General features: G+C 43.3%; 18 protein-coding genes and 1 pseudogene. 9 read left to right on the top strand and 10 right to left on the bottom strand.

Annotated features, from left to right (window positions below):
- Positions 1 to 37 precede the first annotated feature (37 nt).
- Positions 38 to 673, top strand: coding sequence for an START domain-containing protein (locus tag IQO02_RS19020; protein ID WP_010432500.1), 636 nt, complete (start codon positions 38 to 40; stop codon positions 671 to 673).
- 32 nt (positions 674 to 705) lie between these two features.
- On the opposite strand, the gene IQO02_RS19015 is transcribed toward IQO02_RS19020, so the two are convergent.
- The 3 genes and pseudogenes from IQO02_RS19015 to IQO02_RS19005 all read right to left on the bottom strand — a co-directional run.
- Entirely contained in the window at positions 706 to 1,236 is a 531-nt protein-coding gene (locus IQO02_RS19015; protein WP_010432498.1) for a hypothetical protein, read from the bottom strand.
- 8 nt (positions 1,237 to 1,244) lie between these two features.
- Complete coding sequence (locus IQO02_RS19010) at positions 1,245 to 1,631, bottom strand: MAPEG family protein (RefSeq protein ID WP_010432496.1); 387 nt, start codon at positions 1,629 to 1,631, stop codon at positions 1,245 to 1,247.
- A 780-nt stretch (positions 1,632 to 2,411) separates the two neighbouring features.
- Positions 2,412 to 2,638, bottom strand: a pseudogene (locus IQO02_RS19005) (YjiH family protein); the annotation flags it as partial.
- Positions 2,639 to 2,747: 109 nt separating this feature from the next.
- On the opposite strand from IQO02_RS19005, the gene nhaD reads away from it, so the two are divergent.
- Entirely contained in the window at positions 2,748 to 4,187 is a 1,440-nt protein-coding gene (gene nhaD / locus IQO02_RS19000; protein ID WP_016766906.1) for a sodium:proton antiporter NhaD, read from the top strand.
- On the opposite strand, the gene IQO02_RS18995 is transcribed toward nhaD, so the two are convergent.
- The 3 genes from IQO02_RS18995 to IQO02_RS18985 all read right to left on the bottom strand — a co-directional run bounded on the left by IQO02_RS18995 (position 4,184) and on the right by IQO02_RS18985 (position 6,794).
- On the bottom strand, positions 4,184 to 4,570 hold the full coding sequence (locus tag IQO02_RS18995) for a hypothetical protein (RefSeq protein WP_016766905.1): 387 nt from the start codon (positions 4,568 to 4,570) through the stop codon (positions 4,184 to 4,186). The genes nhaD and IQO02_RS18995 overlap by 4 nt on opposite strands.
- A 228-nt stretch (positions 4,571 to 4,798) precedes the next feature.
- Complete coding sequence (locus tag IQO02_RS18990) at positions 4,799 to 5,281, bottom strand: methylated-DNA--[protein]-cysteine S-methyltransferase (RefSeq protein WP_016766904.1); 483 nt, start codon at positions 5,279 to 5,281, stop codon at positions 4,799 to 4,801.
- Positions 5,282 to 5,345: 64 nt separating this feature from the next.
- Positions 5,346 to 6,794: a DNA-3-methyladenine glycosylase 2 family protein gene (locus IQO02_RS18985; protein WP_016766903.1), complete on the bottom strand. Its 1,449-nt coding sequence runs from the start codon at positions 6,792 to 6,794 to the stop codon at positions 5,346 to 5,348.
- Positions 6,795 to 7,028: 234 nt separating this feature from the next.
- Between IQO02_RS18985 and IQO02_RS18980 the strand changes: the two genes are divergently transcribed.
- Positions 7,029 to 7,232, top strand: coding sequence for a hypothetical protein (locus tag IQO02_RS18980; protein WP_010432480.1), 204 nt, complete (start codon positions 7,029 to 7,031; stop codon positions 7,230 to 7,232).
- Positions 7,233 to 7,450: 218 nt separating this feature from the next.
- On the opposite strand, the gene IQO02_RS18975 is transcribed toward IQO02_RS18980, so the two are convergent.
- Entirely contained in the window at positions 7,451 to 8,344 is an 894-nt protein-coding gene (locus tag IQO02_RS18975) for a LysR family transcriptional regulator (protein WP_010432478.1), read from the bottom strand.
- A gap of 154 nt (positions 8,345 to 8,498) precedes the next feature.
- Between IQO02_RS18975 and IQO02_RS18970 the strand changes: the two genes are divergently transcribed.
- Together IQO02_RS18970 and nagB are read left to right on the top strand one after the other, a co-directional pair.
- On the top strand, positions 8,499 to 8,852 hold the full coding sequence (locus IQO02_RS18970) for a DUF413 domain-containing protein (RefSeq protein ID WP_010432477.1): 354 nt from the start codon (positions 8,499 to 8,501) through the stop codon (positions 8,850 to 8,852).
- Positions 8,853 to 9,401: 549 nt separating this feature from the next.
- Positions 9,402 to 10,202, top strand: coding sequence for a glucosamine-6-phosphate deaminase (gene nagB, locus IQO02_RS18965; RefSeq protein WP_010432474.1), 801 nt, complete (start codon positions 9,402 to 9,404; stop codon positions 10,200 to 10,202).
- A 289-nt stretch (positions 10,203 to 10,491) separates the two neighbouring features.
- Here nagB and IQO02_RS18960 read toward each other — a convergent pair whose 3' ends face one another.
- From IQO02_RS18960 to IQO02_RS18950, 3 genes are all read right to left on the bottom strand, one after another.
- Positions 10,492 to 11,028: an MltR family transcriptional regulator gene (locus IQO02_RS18960; protein WP_022571110.1), complete on the bottom strand. Its 537-nt coding sequence runs from the start codon at positions 11,026 to 11,028 to the stop codon at positions 10,492 to 10,494.
- A gap of 50 nt (positions 11,029 to 11,078) precedes the next feature.
- Positions 11,079 to 12,227: a mannitol-1-phosphate 5-dehydrogenase gene (locus IQO02_RS18955; protein WP_010432469.1), complete on the bottom strand. Its 1,149-nt coding sequence runs from the start codon at positions 12,225 to 12,227 to the stop codon at positions 11,079 to 11,081.
- A gap of 193 nt (positions 12,228 to 12,420) precedes the next feature.
- A complete protein-coding gene (locus IQO02_RS18950; RefSeq protein WP_016787508.1) occupies positions 12,421 to 14,310 on the bottom strand; it encodes a PTS mannitol transporter subunit IICBA in 1,890 nt (629 codons plus the stop codon).
- Between the two features lie 572 nt (positions 14,311 to 14,882).
- On the opposite strand from IQO02_RS18950, the gene IQO02_RS18945 reads away from it, so the two are divergent.
- The 4 genes from IQO02_RS18945 (at position 14,883) to norW (ending at position 19,843) form a co-directional block, all read left to right on the top strand.
- The gene (locus IQO02_RS18945) at positions 14,883 to 15,749 is read left to right on the top strand and encodes a hypothetical protein (protein ID WP_010432464.1); all 867 of its coding nucleotides are present in this window, start codon (positions 14,883 to 14,885) and stop codon (positions 15,747 to 15,749) included.
- A gap of 289 nt (positions 15,750 to 16,038) precedes the next feature.
- Positions 16,039 to 16,695 carry a nitroreductase family protein gene (locus IQO02_RS18940; RefSeq protein WP_010432463.1) on the top strand — a complete coding sequence of 219 codons (657 nt, stop codon included), beginning with the start codon at positions 16,039 to 16,041 and terminating at the stop codon, positions 16,693 to 16,695.
- A 435-nt stretch (positions 16,696 to 17,130) separates the two neighbouring features.
- The gene (gene norV / locus IQO02_RS18935; protein ID WP_029189195.1) at positions 17,131 to 18,693 is read left to right on the top strand and encodes an anaerobic nitric oxide reductase flavorubredoxin; all 1,563 of its coding nucleotides are present in this window, start codon (positions 17,131 to 17,133) and stop codon (positions 18,691 to 18,693) included.
- A 1-nt stretch (position 18,694) separates the two neighbouring features.
- Entirely contained in the window at positions 18,695 to 19,843 is a 1,149-nt protein-coding gene (gene norW, locus IQO02_RS18930; protein WP_016766900.1) for an NADH:flavorubredoxin reductase NorW, read from the top strand.
- Positions 19,844 to 19,900 lie beyond the last annotated feature (57 nt).

Genomic DNA, 19,900 nt, shown 5'->3' with positions numbered 1-19,900 from the left:
CTTCTGACAAATAAGCTTTTCTTTTTCAGGAAGAATAATGATATTAGCTAGGATTGTTGCACTCGGGCTTTGCACTCTATCAACACTCACCTATGCCGCCCCATGGCAATTTGTGAAAAGCGAAGATGGAATCGTCATTGATAAGAGGCCACATAGTGAAGGCTTGGTAGAAATACGAGCGAAAATGCAAACACCGACCAGTTATTCTGGTTTTTTGTTATTGCTGGAAGATAGCGACAATGTGCCGAACTGGATAGACAATGTATCTGAAAGCCAAGTGTTAATGCAAATTTCTGAAACTGAAAACATCGTCTACACCCAGTTTAAAGCACCTTGGCCTGCTAGAAATCGAGATATGGTGACCTACTCCCAGTACAGCGTCGAAGATGGACAGTTTGTTTTATCGATTAAGGATGCTTCGAACTATTTGGCAAAAGAATCAGGGTATATTCGAATCTACGATGTGGACGCACTTTGGACATTGCAACCACTTACCAATGGCAATACCTACATTACCTATACTGCGTATGCGAACGCGGGTGGGATATTACCAAATTGGTTGATGAACAAGTTATCGATCGGCAGCGCACTGAGTACGTTTAAAGGGTTGAAAGAGCAGCTACCAAAATACCAAGGCCAGCAACACCCTCACCTGCCAAGCGAGTCTCGCTAGCTATATAACTGCCAATAGTGGAAAGCAAACCACTAAGGCCTTCTTGCCAGATCTCGAGCTAAGATCAGTGCTAAACCAAATACCTGAAGAAAAAGCGCGATATTCTTGTAGAAAGCCATTTTCTCATCGAGCCTTTGTATTAACTCAACCAAGGTTAGGTTATCCAAATAGTAATCGTCGATTCGTGTTCGTTGTGCTTCTTGAGCACGGTTTATCAACACCATAATCTCGGGTAAATTAGCCAACGAAATCGTTGGCACTTCATCACTCACCCAGCGCCTGAGCTGGCCGCGCAACGCTTCATTGAGAACTGTCGCAGGTTGAGCCACTTCTGTTGGTCGTTTATCAAGGTGAATTAGAATGGCTTCACGCTTGCGTTCTAGGGTTTCGATCGTATTCCAGGCTAGTTGTATCGAATATACATTGCCGTATTTGCGATCGTTGTATTCCGCTTTTTCCGCTTCAAGTTTATCTAACACCAAGCTCGACATAACAATCGCCATGATGTTGAGTATCAGACCTGCAAGGACAATTGCCCAAGCAGGAGGAAGGCGTAATACCATAATGCTCCCTAGAACATTTTATCAAAAGGTAGGTAAGCTAAGTTTAGGACAATCAAAGAGATCATGCAGATAAGCGTTAACACCATACCCACTTTTCGACCCTTAAAATTTTCCGCTAGAATTCCTTTAGCATGAATCACACGTCCCAAAAGAAAAGCCACGCCCAGTACATGAATAAACCAAACATTGGCTCCGTTCATCTCTAAGAACCCCATCAAGATAATTGTAATGGGGATATAATCCATTGCGTTGCTTTGTGCCGAGCGTGCTATCTGCAACGACTCAACACCGCCATCGGCGTAAGCGACCAGGTTCGCTCGCCTCTGCTTAATAACTTCGATCGCTAACCAGATCATGACGACCGTCAGCAAGGCTGCGTAAAGTGCTGTAACCATTATGTTTCCCTATCACTTGGTGTTAATTCGTCATACATTACCCATCAATTCATTGGTGCAGTCAATGCAAAATGATATTTGAGCCCGAAAATATGTAAGAGATCTCTTACATGTAACGTAAGAGATCACAATTAAGCTTCGCAGAAAACACCTAAAAAACAAACCCAACCCTTTGTTTTGTATGAATCTACGCATATTTATTTCAGTTAGCGTATTCATTTATTTCTTACCATCAATTGCGAGCAAAGCCTCCAAAGTGTTTAATACACAGGTCGACAGGGAGTTGGCAGGAACAGGAAAAAGCCTAACGGATTAGGTATCTTCAGGACGAAGATTTGATGACTTAGGATGAGTGATCAGCATGGAAGTTTTCCTCTAGGATAGAGCCACTCGCCAGGATGACGAGTTAGCAAGGACACCGCTAGGAAGGCGACGAATTGGATAGGTTAAAGGATTTAGCCACGTCAAGGAATGATGCAGGGAGCACCAGTTACCTATTGAAAAATTAGTAACGCGCAGTAGCAGGATGGCTACAAAAAGAATAAACCCCGTTTGGTGAAAGCCAAACGGGGTTTCCTTTTTTTTTAGCGTTTGAAAAGTCTCATTGGCAATTCATTTACCATAAACCCTAAAAAGTTTCGAGAACTGTCATTCTACAAAAGTTATAGAATAATATTCATCAAGAACATCGCACCAAACGCATTCAATACTGAAATCGCGATCATCACTGGAATATAGCGACCTTCAATACCAATTGGTCCCATGATACGTCCCATGTATTGCACCAACAAACTTGAAGATAAACATCACAGCAACCGCTAGGCCAATTGACGAAGTTACCGCCAAATAACCATCCATAACTGGAAGGGTGAACAGTACTGTACCTGAAGAGAAGAAGTTAACGATCGCCCCGCGCCAGCATCAGTACTTTGAAGCGACGCAATCAATGCTAAGCCTGAGTTGCCAGGAGTATCCATCAAAGCTAATACTTTCGCCACCGTCTTTCTTTTTCACTATAATCTATTGAATTATTAAGATATCTATCACACCCCACATGCTTATTTAGGTCTACGCTTTTACCCGTGTTAATAACTTATTAACTTCGGAGCGTAATCCATGCTAGGTATCCAGCTTTCAGCTGTTCTCTCTCTATTCTTCTTTTCAACGGTAGCAGCTGCTTCCACTTCTCAGCTAGAGGAATCGCTCAGTCTAACCAACTCGTTTGCTGGCTACCTGTCGCTGACCATTTTCGTTGTCGCCTACATAGTGGTGATGATGGAAGAATACCTAAAGCTCAGAAAGTCAAAGCCCGTGTTACTGGCAGCTGGCTTAATCTGGATTATCATTGGTTTCACTTACCAAGAACACAACCTTGTCGAAGTGGCCAAACAAGCCCTTGAACATAACTTACTAGAATACGCTGAACTACTGCTGTTCCTACTCGTGGCCATGACGTACATCAGTGCCATGGAAGAGAGGAGGTTATTTGATGCATTGCAAGCGTGGATGGTAGGCAAAGGGTTCAATTTCCGGTCTCTATTTTGGTTAACAGGTATTCTTGCATTCTTCATTTCCCCCATTGCCGATAACCTCACCACGGCTCTATTGATGTGTGCTGTGGTTCTTAAGGTCGCAGGCTCTAATCCAAAATTCGTTAACCTCGCGTGTGTGAATATCGTGATAGCTGCCAATGCCGGCGGCGCATTCAGTCCGTTTGGGGATATCACGACACTAATGGTTTGGCAGGCTGGACATGTCAGTTTTACCGAATTCATTCCGTTATTTATTCCTTCAGTGATGAACTACTTGGTTCCAGCACTGATCATGTCTTACTTTGTTCCAACCACTCAGCCCGATACTGTGCACCAACACATCGAGTTAAAACGTGGCGCAAGGCGAATCGTCTTCTTGTTCATCATGACAATCGGTACCGCGGTCGCTTTCCACGCCGTGCTTCACTTCCCTCCTGTAATGGGCATGATGATGGGGCTCGCCTACCTCCAGTTCTTTGGGTATTACCTACGCCAGACCTTGCCCAATTCGCTCGCTAAGAAAAAAGCGGTGGCGATTGCTAACAAAGACGAAGGCGCGCTTAAGAGATTAGGTTCAGTCGTGCCATTTGATGTATTTCGTAGGGTATCTCATGCCGAGTGGGACACGTTATTGTTCTTCTACGGTGTCGTAATGTGCGTGGGCGGCTTGAGTTTGTTAGGTTACTTAGAGCTTGCCTCTGGTGTGATGTACAACCAATGGGACCCAATTTGGGCCAACATCATGGTCGGGATCTTGTCTGCTATTGTCGATAACATTCCGGTGATGTTTGCGGTGCTGTCCATGGAGCCACAGATGTCAATAGGTAACTGGCTATTGATTACCTTAACTGCAGGTGTTGGGGGCAGCTTGTTGTCTATTGGTAGTGCAGCAGGCGTGGCGTTGATGGGGGCAGCGCATGGGAAGTACACCTTCTTTGGGCACTTAAAATGGATGCCAGTGATCATGATAGGTTATGCCGTCAGTATCGTCGCTCACTTATGGCTTAACAGCGCTCTTTTCTAATTAGACAACTCGCCCAAAGGCTTCTCAACCCTTGTCCAGACATTGCTTAGTTGCATCGCTGGGCAGCGGTTGCAGGTGAGTACCGCACCTTGATGTTGAATCCGCATTACCAATCCAGGGTCAACTCGACTATTTGCGGAATTTAATTTAATGTTGATCAAATCATCTTCGACACGATACGTGCGGGTAACGGTATTACCCATAGTTTGATAAGTCACTTGCCCCGATTCGAACACTAAATAGCTGCCATTCTCAGCGTTCTCATACATGCCTTTGAACAAAACAAGCTGTGGTACTTCGAAGGGGCGACTCGTGTCGGTTAAGCAGCCAGTTAGCAATAATGCGCTACTGCAGCAGAATATAAGTGAATAACGGCTATTCATTTGAGCATCCTTGCTTGGAGAATATAGTTAAATAGTATGCAACTAAACTAGTATTTTCCAGAAAGCGCCAATTTTATTGTAAAGTCACTCTTTACGTCCCTAGCCCATGAGTTTTTAACCATAAATCGATACATCAATGAATGGCATTAGTACTCAATATCAATTTGTGCACCATGAAAAGCAATGCACTCTCGATAAAGCCCAATCAACATTCTCTACAGAACCTATCTACTCCTGTTCCCTTCCTTCGATAACCAATAAGCGTTGCTTTCGTTCGACACCACCTGCATACCCGGTCAGCTTGCCATTTTTACCAATCACACGGTGACACGGCACAATCACTGACACCGGATTTTTGCCATTCGCTAGACCAACAGCACGCACCGCTTTCGGATTGCCAATCGCATCAGCCAATTGTGCATAGCTCCAGGTTTCACCGTATGGAATCGTCGTGAGAGCTTGCCACACCGACTGCTGAAACGGTGTACCCTTGGCTGAGATCGGCACAGTAAATTGAATGGCTTCGCCAGAAAAATATCGATTGAGCTGGTCGGCAACCAATTCAAAGATCGGAAAGTCATCATCTCGAACGCCTAACTGATCTGGCTTGGTTGTGTATGTTTCAAACCAAAGACCGAGCAGCCCTTCATCGTTCCCCTGTAAAGTCACGGTTCCCAGTGGGCTCTCATAATAAGTAAAACGGTTAGTCATAATATCTCCTAGCCTAGTACTACAGATGTTTGTGTATTGTAGATGTTTGTGAGCACTCTTTATTTTAAGACTGATTCCAGCAGTGGAACGTGGCGTAGCTTCCCCAAGGCGAAACACTCTCTGTATTAATCGTAGAGCGATGCTCAATGAACTTCTTCACCACCAAATCGCTAATCAACAGGTGGTTAGGCTCACTTAACCCTCTGAGCAGCGCGTACTGAATCGTCCAAGGCCCAATGCCCTTTAGGTCAATCCACTTAGAAGGGTGTTCGGCTTCGTTGTCGACCATGTATTCGGCAAAACGCTTTAAAGTTTCCTTACGACTTCCCGGCATTCTTAAAAAGCTCACATCAGCATCAGCTATTTGTTTAGGTGTTGGGAAATACGCTTTCTCAGATGCATAAGCAATTTGTTGTAATTCAGAGCACTCTTGGGAATTAGCCAACTCTTGTAAAACAGAAGCTTGATGCGTACCAGAAATCTCTCGCACCAGTAAGTTGAGTTGGCCGATCGCTGCTGTTACTGAGACTTGCTGCCCTAGAATCGCTCTTACACCAGCCTCCCAAGCACTCCAAACGCCAGGAATACGGATACCACTCTTGGCAACCAAGTTAGGATCAATGGTCATAAAAAAAGCCTCAACCTTGGCAATATCGACATCAAGGTCGAACATACGTCGAATGTTAGCAATCAAACTTCTTAATTGGCTTATATCGTCCAACTCAAATTCAATATCTAAGCGGTTTTCTTTTACTAAGGTGGCCTTGAACCAGCCTTTAGAACCATTCACATTCACCGTGCGTTGATAATAGTTTTCACCGATGCCCTCCAGACCTTCAATCATTCTTCGTCGATAAAAACCCAACAGGTGCTCCCAATCTAAAGGGCCATGAAAAGAAAGTTGGATATGGTTACTCAGGTAGTTGCTGGGTTTAGAGCGTCGGATTTGGCTTGGTGAGAGCTTCAGCTCTTTTAAAAAGGCATCATTGAAACGGCGTGTACTGTTAAAGCCGCTCGCAAAACCGACATCAGTAATGCTCATGCTACTGGTGTGCAGTAACTGCTTCGCAAACATTAACTGGCTATATAGGCTGTATTGCTTTGGTGACACACCGATGTAATTGTCGAATAAGGTTCGTAAATAGCGGTCTGAGATACCCAAACGAGCCGCAAGTTCTACGATTGAGCCTGAATTCAAAGCACCGTTATCGATCAATTGTAAAGCACGCAAAAACGTTGTTTCGACGCCTTTCCACGCGGGTGAGAATGGTGCGCTATCAGGGCGACATCGTAAACAAGGACGATAACCCGCTTTCAAAGCCTGAGCTTGATGAGAAAAGTATTCGACATTTTCTTCTTTGGGCGGGCTTGCCGGGCAAATAGGTCGACAAAAGATACCTGTCGTTTTCACTGCGGTAAAAAACATGCCGTCAAACCGAGCATCTCGAGAGTAGCGAGCCAAACTACACTGCTCAGTAGTTAAGACACTGTTGTTATTGATATTTTTTAACATGTCATACTCTTCTAATTAACGGCTGCTCTTTTTCCAATAACTAAAAGTCTACCGCGAACCGCCATTGCCGCTAGCCACTTTCGGAAGTGAAGGTTAAATAAATCACAAAAACAGTTTTATTTTCACTCAATTCAGCTATTTTTAATAGGTAGAAGGGATACTTCTAACAACGTCAACAACTGGTACTTAGCACATTAAGATGCAGAGACCTATTGGATAAAAAGGAAAAAGGCTATGGATCTTCATACGTGTCGAATTGTGTTATCAAACCAACAAATTCTCACCAGTCAATCAGTCGAGCAATCTCTCAGTTACCTTGAGGATCAAGCCGACATCGGAATTTCTATGATCGAAATTGATGCTACCGATGGAAATCAAATCCATTCGTACATGTCTCGCTCTCTTGAAGAGTCAATCGAGAATCTAATGAACTTATAGTTCCGCCAAATAAGGCACATTGACCAGGCTTAACTTCTTTTATGTGGGTTAGAACTGACTTTTGATTTGGTTTAGAGCTTATCTTTGATTTAGAAAATATTTATGTTTTAAAGAATGGGATGATCTCGGATTTAAAAATAAAGTTCTCGCTGGTTTAAAAACAAAAATGGCTCCTTTAACAAGGAGCCATTTTTTATGAAAACATCGTGAAATTAAAACTAAGCGTTTGGAGCTTGCTCAGCTGCTTGTTGAAGCGTATACGCCGTTGATGGGTCAATCTCATTAACCAATTGCTCAACCTGCATGATAGCGTCAACTGAAGTACTGCTTTTACGGTAGCTCAAGTAAATAGGGCGATACCAGTCTTCAACCCCTTTAACCTTGTGTAACTGACCCGAAGCAATAAAAGGTTCAACCAGAGATACAGGTAGGTAGGCACTCCCCCCTTTCTCCAAAATGAAGTCAAGGGCAATACGAGCCGTAGAGGTACGTAGATACGGCGCGGGCACTTTTGGGTGACGCTCGGCGTGTTCAGAACCAAAACGCGTTCCCCAGTCGACATAAACATATTTATGTTGGAATACAGATTCCAGATCATCTTGTTGCGTTGATACCAACACCAAAACCAAATCAGCGACTTTTTTACAGTTCAACTCTTCCGCTTTGATCTGATCGAAAGCGAAAGCCATATCTAAGGTGCGTTCAAGTAAATTTCGGTTGAGTTGCTCACGCCCCATCACCTCGGCCATAAAGCCATAACCACCAAAAGAATCGGTTACTACACTCAAACAATTTTGCAGATACGCATCCCAAATATTCGGTGTACCACCCAGTGTTAACTGCAAAGCTTTACCACTCTCCAACGACAGCTCAAATTTAGCTTGTTGTAAGGTAGACACCATCACTTCCGCATAACCAATCAAACGCTCACCGGAAGAGGTGAGCTTGATGTTATTGCGATCACGAATGAAGAGCTGAGTATCAAAATAGCCTTCTAGCTGTTTGATACGCGCACTCACCGCCGCCTGTGTCAGATACAAATTTTCTGCTGCACGCCCAAAATGGCGCACCCTTGCAACCTCAAGAAAGGTTCTAAATACTTTCACATCCATCAAATACATCTCTGTAATAAATCTGCTAACTAGCCGATCTAGGATTGTTTATCGTAAAGGCAAAAACGTTTTGTTTTCTATTTTTGCCTTTTAACAATATTTTCGCGTGAACAATAAACACTAATTTCTATCTAACCACATTACTGAGGCTGATATGTCTGAGACCGAATTCCGACACGGAAAAAAACGTTTTTATGACACCATTAAATTCCCACGAGGGTTCGCTAAGTCAGGTGATTTTACTCTTTCAGAAGAGGAAATCCTAACCTTGTTTGGTGACACTATGCTTGCACTTGAAACTGGTGAACTCACACCAACCAATGCTGAAGAAAAACACTTCATTAAAGTGCTATCTCACCCTCATAAGGCTAAGTCCAAGTTAGAGCGTGTTTGGTTGAAGTACATTCAACTAGCTCGTGGACGCCGTCGCTTTCATACCCTAAACGGCTGCAAACGCGGTGAAGTGCCTAGGGAAGAATACGAAAGTGAGTTAGTGTTAGAAGATTAGTAAAATAGCTCAAAGTGATACCTCATCACTTTGGGCTTTTTTTTGCCTTCAACACACTTTACCTTCGCAACAGTTAAGTTTAGCTAACCCGGCTGGTTTTACCAATATATATAAATAATTCATAACGATAGCACCGAGACACCTCGACTCAGGCATAATCTCAACGGTACTTGCATCACTGTAGAATTTACGTTTATCTCCTTCCCCCCTTCTTTAATCAATATCACTCTACATTACCACCCTTATTTTTCTGCCTGAACTCTATTCTAGCGGCCTGTTAATGCATCGAAGTACACAAACAAATCAAGCTTATCGACCCTTTCAGACGCTGAATTGAATCAATATTATGCTATATGACAAACGTATTAATCTTGTTTAACGCCACCAAATATCCATACAATAATTATGCAATTCTGAGAGATCTAGTCACAAATACAATGAAAAAAGTAAAATATTGACCTAAAACAATAGCAGAACACGACAACTTATTTTATAATGCGAATTAATGTTTCAGAACACTATAAAATTTAATTTCTAGGGGCAAAATCAATGAGACTTATTCCATTAAGCAACAAAGCAAAAGTAGGTAAATGGGCTGCTCGTCATATCGCAGATTCTATCAACAAATTCGCTCCGACTGCCGAGCGTCCATTTGTACTAGGCCTTCCTACTGGTAGCACACCTCTAACTACTTACGCTGCGCTAATTGAACTTTACAAAGCTGGTGAAGTAAGCTTTAAGCACGTTGTAACATTCAATATGGATGAGTACGTTGGCATCGACCCTAACCACCCAGAGTCTTACCGCACATTCATGCACGAGAACTTCTTCAACCACGTTGATATCCAAGCTGAAAACATCAACCTTCTTGATGGCAAAGCTGACGACATAGATGCACACTGTGCAGCGTACGAAGAGAAAATCCGCTCATACGGTAAAATCAACCTATTCATGGGCGGCGTAGGCATCGACGGTCACATCGCATTCAATGAGCCAGGTTCTTCTCTGTCTTCACGCACGCGTATCAAAACGCTAACTGAAGACACTCGTATCGCGAACTCTCGTTTCTTCGATGGCGACATTAACCAAGTGCCTAAATACGCACTAACTATCGGTGTTGCGACTCTTCTAGATGCTGAAGAAGTAATGATCCTTTCTCTAGGACACAACAAAGCGCAAGCACTTCAAATGGCTATCGAAGGTTCTGTAAACCACATGTGGACTGTTACCGCTCTACAGATGCACCGTAAAGCTATCATCGTTGCTGATGAGCCAGCTCAACAAGAGCTAAAAGTTAAGACTCTACGCTACTTCCAAGAGCTAGAAGCTGAAAACATCCAAGACCTATAATCGATTGTCTTGAATAAAAAGGCGTTTTTAATAGAAAGAGCGTCTTGAATAGAGAAAGCCACAGAATGTGGCTTTTTTTGTATCTGCAATTTGAGGAGGTGAGTAACAGGATCGATAATAGAGCGACAAGCTCGTTTAAACAGGCTACAGAAACAAAAAAGCGATTTCTCAAACAAGAGAAACCGCAATGACGGTATATTCTAAGATGGATAAAACGAATTAAAGCTAGATAAACACTTTAGGTGTAAGCTCAAGCGAAAGCTTCAAGCTATGAACTCAATAGCAAAAACTAAGAACTCAGCGCGTTATCTCGGCACAAGGTGTTAATGATGTCTGTAATAGCCAAAACGATCGTGGATTTCACTTTCTGGTTATGTCGACCCAAGAACATTTCTAACATTGGACCAGACATGGTTTTCACCATCTCAGGGTCGTATTCAATAGGCATAATACGCTGAATAGCATGTACTTTGTTTAGCTCAAAGATGATATCCACTTCAGTAAAACTGGTGTCATCACCCTGTATTTTCGCCCATTCTTTTAAGGTCACGAAAATCTCTAAGTCGTCATAAAGCTCTTTACTGATCACGCCAAGCCCCAGAAGCAACTTTCCGCGTATCATTATTTCCCCTAGCGGCCCGCCACTATTGAGAAGAGGTTCTACAACGAACTTAATCGCAGTATCGTCTTTCTTGAAAATATTTTTTAAAACCGAATCTACCGTATCATCCAATGCATCATAAGCGGCCATCAGGCAAGCGCCAGCACTCTCAGCCTCGGAAAGTGCTTCGAGTAATTCTGTTTCATGATTAGTTTGTATTGGCATAACGGCTCGGCAATAAGAAAGTGCCACAGGAGTGGCACTTTGGTGGTTTATCATTTCAATGCTAGATAAGCTTGTTCCGCTAGTTTAACAACTTCTGAGTCACTATTCAGCTCAGAATAATATGCTAATGTCTCTGCAAAGCCTTTTTCTGCAAACATTGCCTGAAGTTCAACCGCTTGAGGGTCATCTTCGTTCTTATAATGGAACGCTGCCGCAATCGCTTTTACTAGGTGAGCGTTTGGAAGGCCGTATTCTAATGTGCCGTTCAGTGGCTTAACCAAGCGATCTTGTGGGCTCAGCTTACGAATTGGTTGACGACCAACACGATCTACTTCATCACGTAGGAATGGGTTTGCAAAACGACCAAGGATTTTTTGGATGTATGCAGCGTGAGCTTCAGGATCAAAACCGTAACGCTTAATAAGTACAGCACCACTCTCTTCCATTGTTGCTGTTACTTCAGCACGGATTACGTCGTCTTCAATAGAGTCTTTGATTGTCTCATGACCCGCAAGAACGCCAAGGTATGCCGTTACTAGGTGACCAGTGTTAAGAGTAAACAGTTTACGCTCAACGAAAGCCATTAAGTTATCAGTGCATTCCATTCCTGGGATGTTTGGGATATCACCCTTAAATTGTGTTTGATCTACAATCCATTCGCTGAACGTTTCAACCGTTACTGCTAGAGGGTCTGTCTCGCCAGCTTCTGCCGGTGGAACAATACGGTCAACCGCTGAATCAACGAAACCAATGTGCTCTTCAGTGAAGGCTTTCATTTCATCAGAAAGGTGCTCTAATACTGCAGCTTTAAGTTGGCTAGTACCACGAACCATGTTCTCTGCCGCGATTACGTTCATTGGTGCAGTGTTACCAGCAGCAGCACGTTTTTCAATGCCTTGCGCGATAGATTTAGAGATAATCTTGAGAACCGTTGGGCCTACCGCTGTTGTAATAAGATCCGATTCAGCAATGCAATCCACCACAGCGCTTGTCGCTGAGTTCACTGCTGTTACGTTTTTAACGATCTCAACAACACACTCTTCTCCAACAATCTTTACTGGGTATTCTTTACGCTCAATTAACGCATTAACAACCGTTTCATTTACGTCTGCAAACGTAACCTTCATACCAGCATCAGAAAGAAGCTTACCAATGAAACCACGACCGATATTACCTGCACCAAAATGTAACGCTTTCATAATTTTAGACCTTATAAATATTTGAATCTAGATAGCTAACTACTCAACAACATGCCCTTTCCAATTAGGTTCTAGGCATTAAACAGTAAGCTATACAGACTGAATCTTTATTAAACCGATAAAGAGTAAGACCGAAAATGAGGCCAGTGGGGGGACACCGGCCTCCTTCACTCAGGAGCTTGACTAGAGCGTATTAATTTCCGTTTAGAATACGTAGAACATCATCTGGGTTAGTTGTGTTCTGTAAGCATTCCACTGCTTCTTCGTCATCAAGTGAATTGGTAATAGCCATCAACACCATGTTGTGTTCATCGCCTTGTGCTGCAATACCGATAACCATCTTCGCAATATCATCTTCATCTTCACCCCACTGAATGCCTTCAGGGTATTGACAGAAAACGATGCCGGTTTTTTGTACGTACTGTTTCGCTTCGATTGTGCCGTGTGGTACCGCGATAGACTCGCCTAAGTAAGTAGACACAAGCTCTTCACGAGCAAACATACCTTCTACGTATTCAGGTGACACATTGCCAAGTTTTACTAATTGGTCACCAGCAAACTTAATCGCGTCTTTTTTCTGAGTCGCTTTTAGACCAAGGAAGATGCTGTCGTTAGTCAGAGCAAGTTTGTTGCCTTCTTGTGCTGGAGCCGCTGCCGCAGGTGCTACTACTTTCGCTTCACCGCTTTGTGCTTCTACAAGGTCTACAACCAACTGGTCATATACAGCGCCATCTAGGAAATTGTTAAGAGACATGTGCATTGCACCTGGTACGGTTTTACGTGCACGGTCTGTTAGGTCTTTGTGTGTAATAACAATTTGCGAATCAGCTGGTAGGTTGTTGATTGCATAGTTAGTTACCACAATGTTCAGGCCTGCTGTTTCTACTTTTTTACGTAGTAGACCAGCACCCATTGCGCTTGAACCCATACCCGCATCACACGCTACGTACACAGCTTCTACATTAGCTAGGTTCACGTTTGCACCTGATACCGCACCTTTAGAAGACGCTTTCATGTCTTTCATTTGTGCTGATGCTTTTTCTAGTGAATCTTCGTCGTCACCTTGAGCTGAAGTCTTAAGTAGGATTGAAGCTACGATGAAAGACACAGCGGTTGAAGCGATTACTGAAAGTACAACACCTAGGTAAGAACCTTTTGGCGTCATCAGTAAAACTGCGAAGATAGAACCTGGAGATGCTGGAGAGATAAGACCAGAATCAAACATTACGTTAGTGAATACACCCGTCATACCACCTGCGATTACAGCAAGAATTAGACGTGGGTTCATCAGTACGTACGGGAAGTAAATCTCGTGGATACCACCTAGGAAGTGGATGATAGATGCACCAGCAGCAGACTGTTTCGCGCTACCTTTACCAAATACCATGTAAGCAAGTAGAAGACCAAAACCAGGACCTGGGTTAGCTTCAATTAGGAAGAAGATTGAACGACCAATCTCTTCAGATTGCTGGATACCTAGTGGAGAGAAGATACCGTGGTTAATTGCGTTGTTTAGGAAAAGAATTTTCGCAGGTTCAACAAAGATAGAAGCTAGAGGAAGAGCACCTGCTTCAACCATTGCGTTAACACCGGCCGCAAGACCACCAGATAGAATCTTAACTGCAGGACCAATCACGACAAACGCGATGATTGCGCAGATCATACCGATGATACCAGCAGAGAAGTTGTTCACTAGCATTTCGAAACCGCTCTTCACCTTACCGTGAACAGCTTCATCGAATTTCTTAATTGCGATACCACCTAGTGGACCAACAATCATTGCACCCATGAACATAGGGATATCTGTACCAACGATGACACCCATCGTTGTAATTGCACCAACAACCGCTCCACGGTCGCCGCCAACCATTTTACCACCGGTGTAACCGATCAATAGCGGTAGTAGGTATGTGATCATAGGACCAACCATTGATGCTAACGTTTCGTTAGGCCACCAACCTGTTGGAATAAATAGTGCAGTAATGAAACCCCACGCAATAAATGCGCCGATGTTTGGCATTACCATATTGGATAAGAAACGACCAAAGTTTTGAACCTTAATCTTTGCTTCTGGTGATAACATAGGTAGAACCCCGTAGTGTATTGGTTGGTCAAATGACCGAAAGTGTTTATTCAAAAGTCGATTAAAATGTATCACAACATTTCGAAAATGCACCTTGAGGCAATTTTAGTGACAGTGGTCACACACAAAAAACACTTTCGGGTTATCGATAGCCACTTAGATCACAAAAATGGTATGAATTTAAATTACAAAGCAATGTAAATGGGAATAACACTCATTATCGAGTGATATTGATCACATTTTGTTTTGTAATACTTAAAAATAAATAGTGATCAATATCACACTTAATAAAATAGGGTATCTAAAATCTATAATTAGTGAGCAAAATAACAGCGTATCATGCTCAATACATATGCATCAGTACGAACCAAAAACTTGACTTTGTAATTTAATTACAAAAACAAAACCTAAGCTTCAAATGAAATGAGACATAGCGCACTATTAAAACTACAGGCCAGAGCGCTGCAGTGAACACTAGATGGATGTGATATGGTATTTAGCTACTCAAATGCTATTTATTTAATTCCCCTTCAACACCAACCAGCAGGTTGCTCTGCTATTTGAGAAAAACTATGCCAGAAAAAATCTCCACATCAGCACTCGCCAAACACAAAGGGGTGGAACCTAAAACTCTCTTCAGTGATCTAAAAAGTGCTGGCTATATAGTGCGATCGCAAGAACGTTGGGTGCTCACTGAGCGCGGTGAAAGTTTTGGAGGGGAATATGTAGAGCACAAAAAATTTGGTATCTTTATTGTATGGCCGGAGAATCTGCTCATCGACTTAGATTCATTCTCTGGTAAAACGCTAACCGCGACTCAGTTGGGCAACGCTTTTCAACTCAGCGCGAAGAAAATTAACCTGCTACTCAATGAGCTTGGTTGGATAACCAAAGAAGAAGATGGCTGGCATGTGACTTCTACGGGTTTAAAAGCCGGTGGTGAACAGAGAGAAGATAAAGCAACAAAAAACTTGTTTGTGGTGTGGCACGACTCTTTGGTGCGTAATAAGCGCTTAAAGCAATCTGTTGTCGAATTTTTAGGTCACGACGCCGAAAGCCATTCTACCGACGCTTCGTTTTCTAGCTTTCGTCAGAAGTTCGAAGCAAAACACCGAAGCTTGGACGGACACTATGTTAGGTCGAAAGGTGAGCTGATCATAGATAACTGGCTCTATATGGCAGGAGTAGTCCACGCCTACGAACGTCCACTCCCAATCGCAAAAGAAGTCATGAGCGATTTCTACCTGCCAACTGGCAAGGTGTACATTCAGTTCTGGGGAACGGATTATGGGTCAATAGATCAAGACCAGCGCATTGCCACTAAGAAAATTTACGAGGAGCATGGTTTTGGTTTAATCGAAATCTGCCCAGAAGATATTCCCAATCTCGACAAGGTATTACCGCCATTATTGCGTGAATATGGAATAAAGGCGTATTAAGTCACTGAAACTCGCACACCATAGCTAATCAAGATCACATTAATTCGCTTATTATGGACTTTAACTACCATAGTGATTTGATATGTTCGCTATTTTTCTCAAGCGACTCTTCTATTATCTTACTCCCATCGACTCGAGCTACTACAGTAATTCGGTATTTGGGGCATGTTCGATAGCCATTTAAACGACTTTATAAAAGGTTTCGATTTAACTGAGCTGTCCGTTTATTGTTGACGTCACTGAACATTAAACCCTACAACATTTATTCTTATAGATATTAGGAGCCAACATGACTCATCCAATCATCACAGATTTGAACACTCGCTACACTGCTAAAAAATACGATGCCGACAAACGTGTATCAGCAGAAGATATGGAAGTAATCAAAGAAGCTCTTCGCTTGTCAGCTTCTTCTATCAACTCTCAGCCTTGGAAGTTCATCATCATTGAGAGTGACGAAGCAAAACAGCGCTTCCACAATACTTTCGAAAACATGTTCCAGTTTAACCAACCACATGCGAAAGAAGCGTCACACACGATCTTGTTTGCTCACGACCCTAAGTACACTAAAGAAAAATTCGCAAAACGTGCTGACACAGAAGTCAGTTCTGGTCACCTACCCGCTGAAATGTACGAGCAGTTCTTAGGTGCTTACGCATTCGCTGAAATGAACACAGACGAAGAAGGCTTTAACGGCAATTGGACTAAATCTCAAGTTTACATCGCACTTGGTAATACACTGCACACGCTAGCTCGTCTTGGCATCGCTTCAACACCGATGGAAGGTGTAGACGCAAAAATGATCAGTGAAGAATTTGCCGATGAGTTAGATGGTCATGTTGTTGATGTTGCATTGGCGATTGGTTACCACAAAGATGGCGAAGATTATAACTACGGTAAACCAAAAGCGCGTCTAGCGGTTGATCAAGTTGTAACAACTCTCTAGTTGATACGAACAACCTTGCTAAATGAACCATTCATTTAGTTTAGTGTGAAAACCAATTTTAGCTTTAAAACCAATATTAGTTATAACGCCAATTTTAGTTATGACTACATTTAATATGCTTAAACGTACTGCCTTATATTTTGGCCAGACACTTGTCTGGCCTTTTTTGTATCTGCTACTGATTTTCCCAATCAACTAGTCATATTTATAGAGGCTCAGTTTCATCTATCTTTATCCATAAGCATACCAATACCTAGAACAATTTCGCGCGAGTTAAAATGACACTAAAGGATTATTAAGACAACAAATATAAAAAAGTCATAATGACACAAACCCTTGCCGATATTAAATTAACCTAATTAAAAACAATTACTTAAAAACATGGCACACCAAATGCAATGATGAGATCAGATATTTAAATAAGGTATTATCATTATGACTATTCACGTTAAATCAAATGTTCATTGGGTCGGCGTCCACGATTGGGAAACCGAGCACTTCCACGGTAAGGAATACCACATGAACAAAGGTACGAGCTATAACTCATACCTGATCCGTGAAGAGAAGACGGTGCTTGTCGATACTGTCGATCATCGCTTTACTGAACAATTCCTTGCAAACCTAGAGATGGAAATCGATATCAACGAGATCGACTACATCATTTGTCAGCATGCAGAAGAAGATCACTCAGGCGCCCTCTCTGCGCTACTGGCTAAAATTCCGAACACACCCGTCTACTGCACAGAAGCTGGTGTAAACTCTATTGTTGGCCATCACCACCAGCCTGACTGGAACTTCCGAACCGTTAAAACAGGCGACACGCTCGATGTCGGTAACGGTAAGCAACTCATCTTTGTTGAGATGAAAATGCTGCACTGGCCAGACTCAATGGCGACATACCTAACCGGTGATGAAATCCTGTTTAGTAACGATGCTTTCGGGCAACACTACTGCGACGAGAACCTATTCAATGACCAACTAGACCAAGTAGAGCTACATGACCAATGTCTGCGTTACTTCTCAAACATCCTCACGCCTTTCGCGCCTTTGGTGAAAGCGAAGATAGAAGAAGTCTTGAGTTTAGGCGTGCCAATCGATGTTATTGCTACTTCTCATGGCTGTATTTGGCGTGACAATGCGACTCAAATCGTTGAGCAATATTACGAGTGGTCAAAAGCCTACAAAGAAGATCGTATCACCATTGTCTACGACACCATGTCCAATAACACTCGCATGATGGCAGATGCGATCGCAAAGGGTATTCGTAAAGGCAGCCCAGAAACAGCCATCAAAGTCTACAATATCTCTAAGCACGATAAGAATGACATCCTTGCCAATATCTTCCGTTCAAAGGGCGTACTTGTTGGATCATCGACCATGAACAATGTGATGATGCCGCAAATCGCCGCACTACTTGAAGAAGTACACGGCCTGCGCTTTGCAGAAAAAAGAGCCGCAGCATTTGGCTCTTCAGGGTGGACTGGCGGCGCAGTAAAACGCATCGATGCTCGCTTACGTGAAGCCAACTTCGAAGTGAGCGCACCTCAGCATATCCACTGGAAACCAGATACAGACGCACTTCGTCAATGTATTGATTATGGTATGACACTGGCCGAGGTTTGGCGTGTGAATCCAGACGAAGTCAGCGCACCAAAGCAAGTATCACGTAATGTGACACCGCTTGAAACCGCGCCTTCGCCAACGAGCACTCCAGTCGCGCTCGCTGACACAGACGAGCTGCAACTCGATCAGCAGCAATTCGATCAGCAACAACTCGTCGAAAAACAACTTGAGAAACAGCCCGAGCAAGTTCAAGGCCAGCCAAACCACAGCGCAGATTGCACTTGCTGGCGCTGCACTGTCTGTGAATGGGTGTACGACCCACAATTGGGCGAACCCTACCAAGGCGTTGAACCAGGAACACCTTGGGCACAAGTGCCGGATGACTTCCTTTGCCCAGAATGCCATTTAGGCAAAGAAGTGTTTGTGGAGAAGTAATATGGACAACATTGTTCTTGTGGGCGCTGGTTTCGCTGCTTTACAAACCATAAAGATGATCCGTAAAACTGACCCAAATATCGCTATTACAATAGTCACTGCTGATGCGGGTATTGAATACAGTAAGCCGAATCTTTCGCATGTATTCAGTCAAGCTCAAACACCTCAGCAACTTGCGATCAATACTGCTCAACAATTAGCTGAGCTGCATAACGTTGTCATTAAAACCAACGTTTGGGTAAACGAGATTAACACCGAGCAACAGTTTATTGTCGCTGGCGATGATATCATCCCATACTCAAAACTAGTGCTGGCAACCGGGGCAGCGCCTTTCATACCTGCTGCTGAGGGGTTGAGTGCTCAGGCAACGATTACTCTCAATAGCTTGGAAGAGTTCGAAAAACACAAAGCTCAGATCGACGCTGCGCAACGAATCACCGTTATCGGTGGCGGGCTCATTGGCGTCGAGTTAGCTTTCGACCTTCAAACGGCGGGGAAAAGTGTCACGGTCATTGAACCAGCAAGTTATCTATTAGGTAGTTTGGTGCCACCTTTTATCTCCCTAGAACTGGAACGAGAGCTTCGTAAAGCCGGTGTGACAGTTGAGACGGATGCAATGGTAAGCCATGCCACCTATCTCGCTGACGGAGTAAGGTTACAAACGACCTCTTCTCGATTAATCAAAACCGATGTGGTCATCGCTGCAGCTGGGTTAATGCCAAATACAGCACTCGCGCAACAGACAGGAATGGCAGTGAACAGAGGTATCATCGTTGATGAAGCAATGAGAACTAACATCAAAAATGTCTATGCCATTGGGGATTGTGCTGAAATTCAAGGACGAGTAATGGCTTACCTGCAACCCGCGATATTAGCGGCCAACGTATTGGCGAAACAACTCACTACGGGTGAAGGAAAGCTAAGCTTGCCGCATATTATGACTAAAGTGAAAACGCCTAGTTATCCGATTCAGCTGGCAGGCCGTGATATTCAAACTGCTCAGAGTTGGGAGACTCGGTTTGATCCAAAAGGGATTGTCGCCAAAGGTTTTAATGAGGCAAACCAACTCGTCGGATTCATTGTCACAGGGGAACACACTAAAGCAGCATTTCCTCTGCTTAAAGAACTACAGACCAGTTCACCGACATAAGATAAAATCTATAAGTTCGGTATATGCTAGACAATAAAAAAGCCAGTCAATCGACTG

It is taken from the genome of Vibrio sp. OPT24 (assembly GCF_015163545.1).
GTDB classification, from domain to species: Bacteria; Pseudomonadota; Gammaproteobacteria; order Enterobacterales; family Vibrionaceae; genus Vibrio; species Vibrio cyclitrophicus.
Note: the sequence above shows the minus strand (reverse complement) of the source record. Positions and strands in the feature narration are given on the sequence as shown.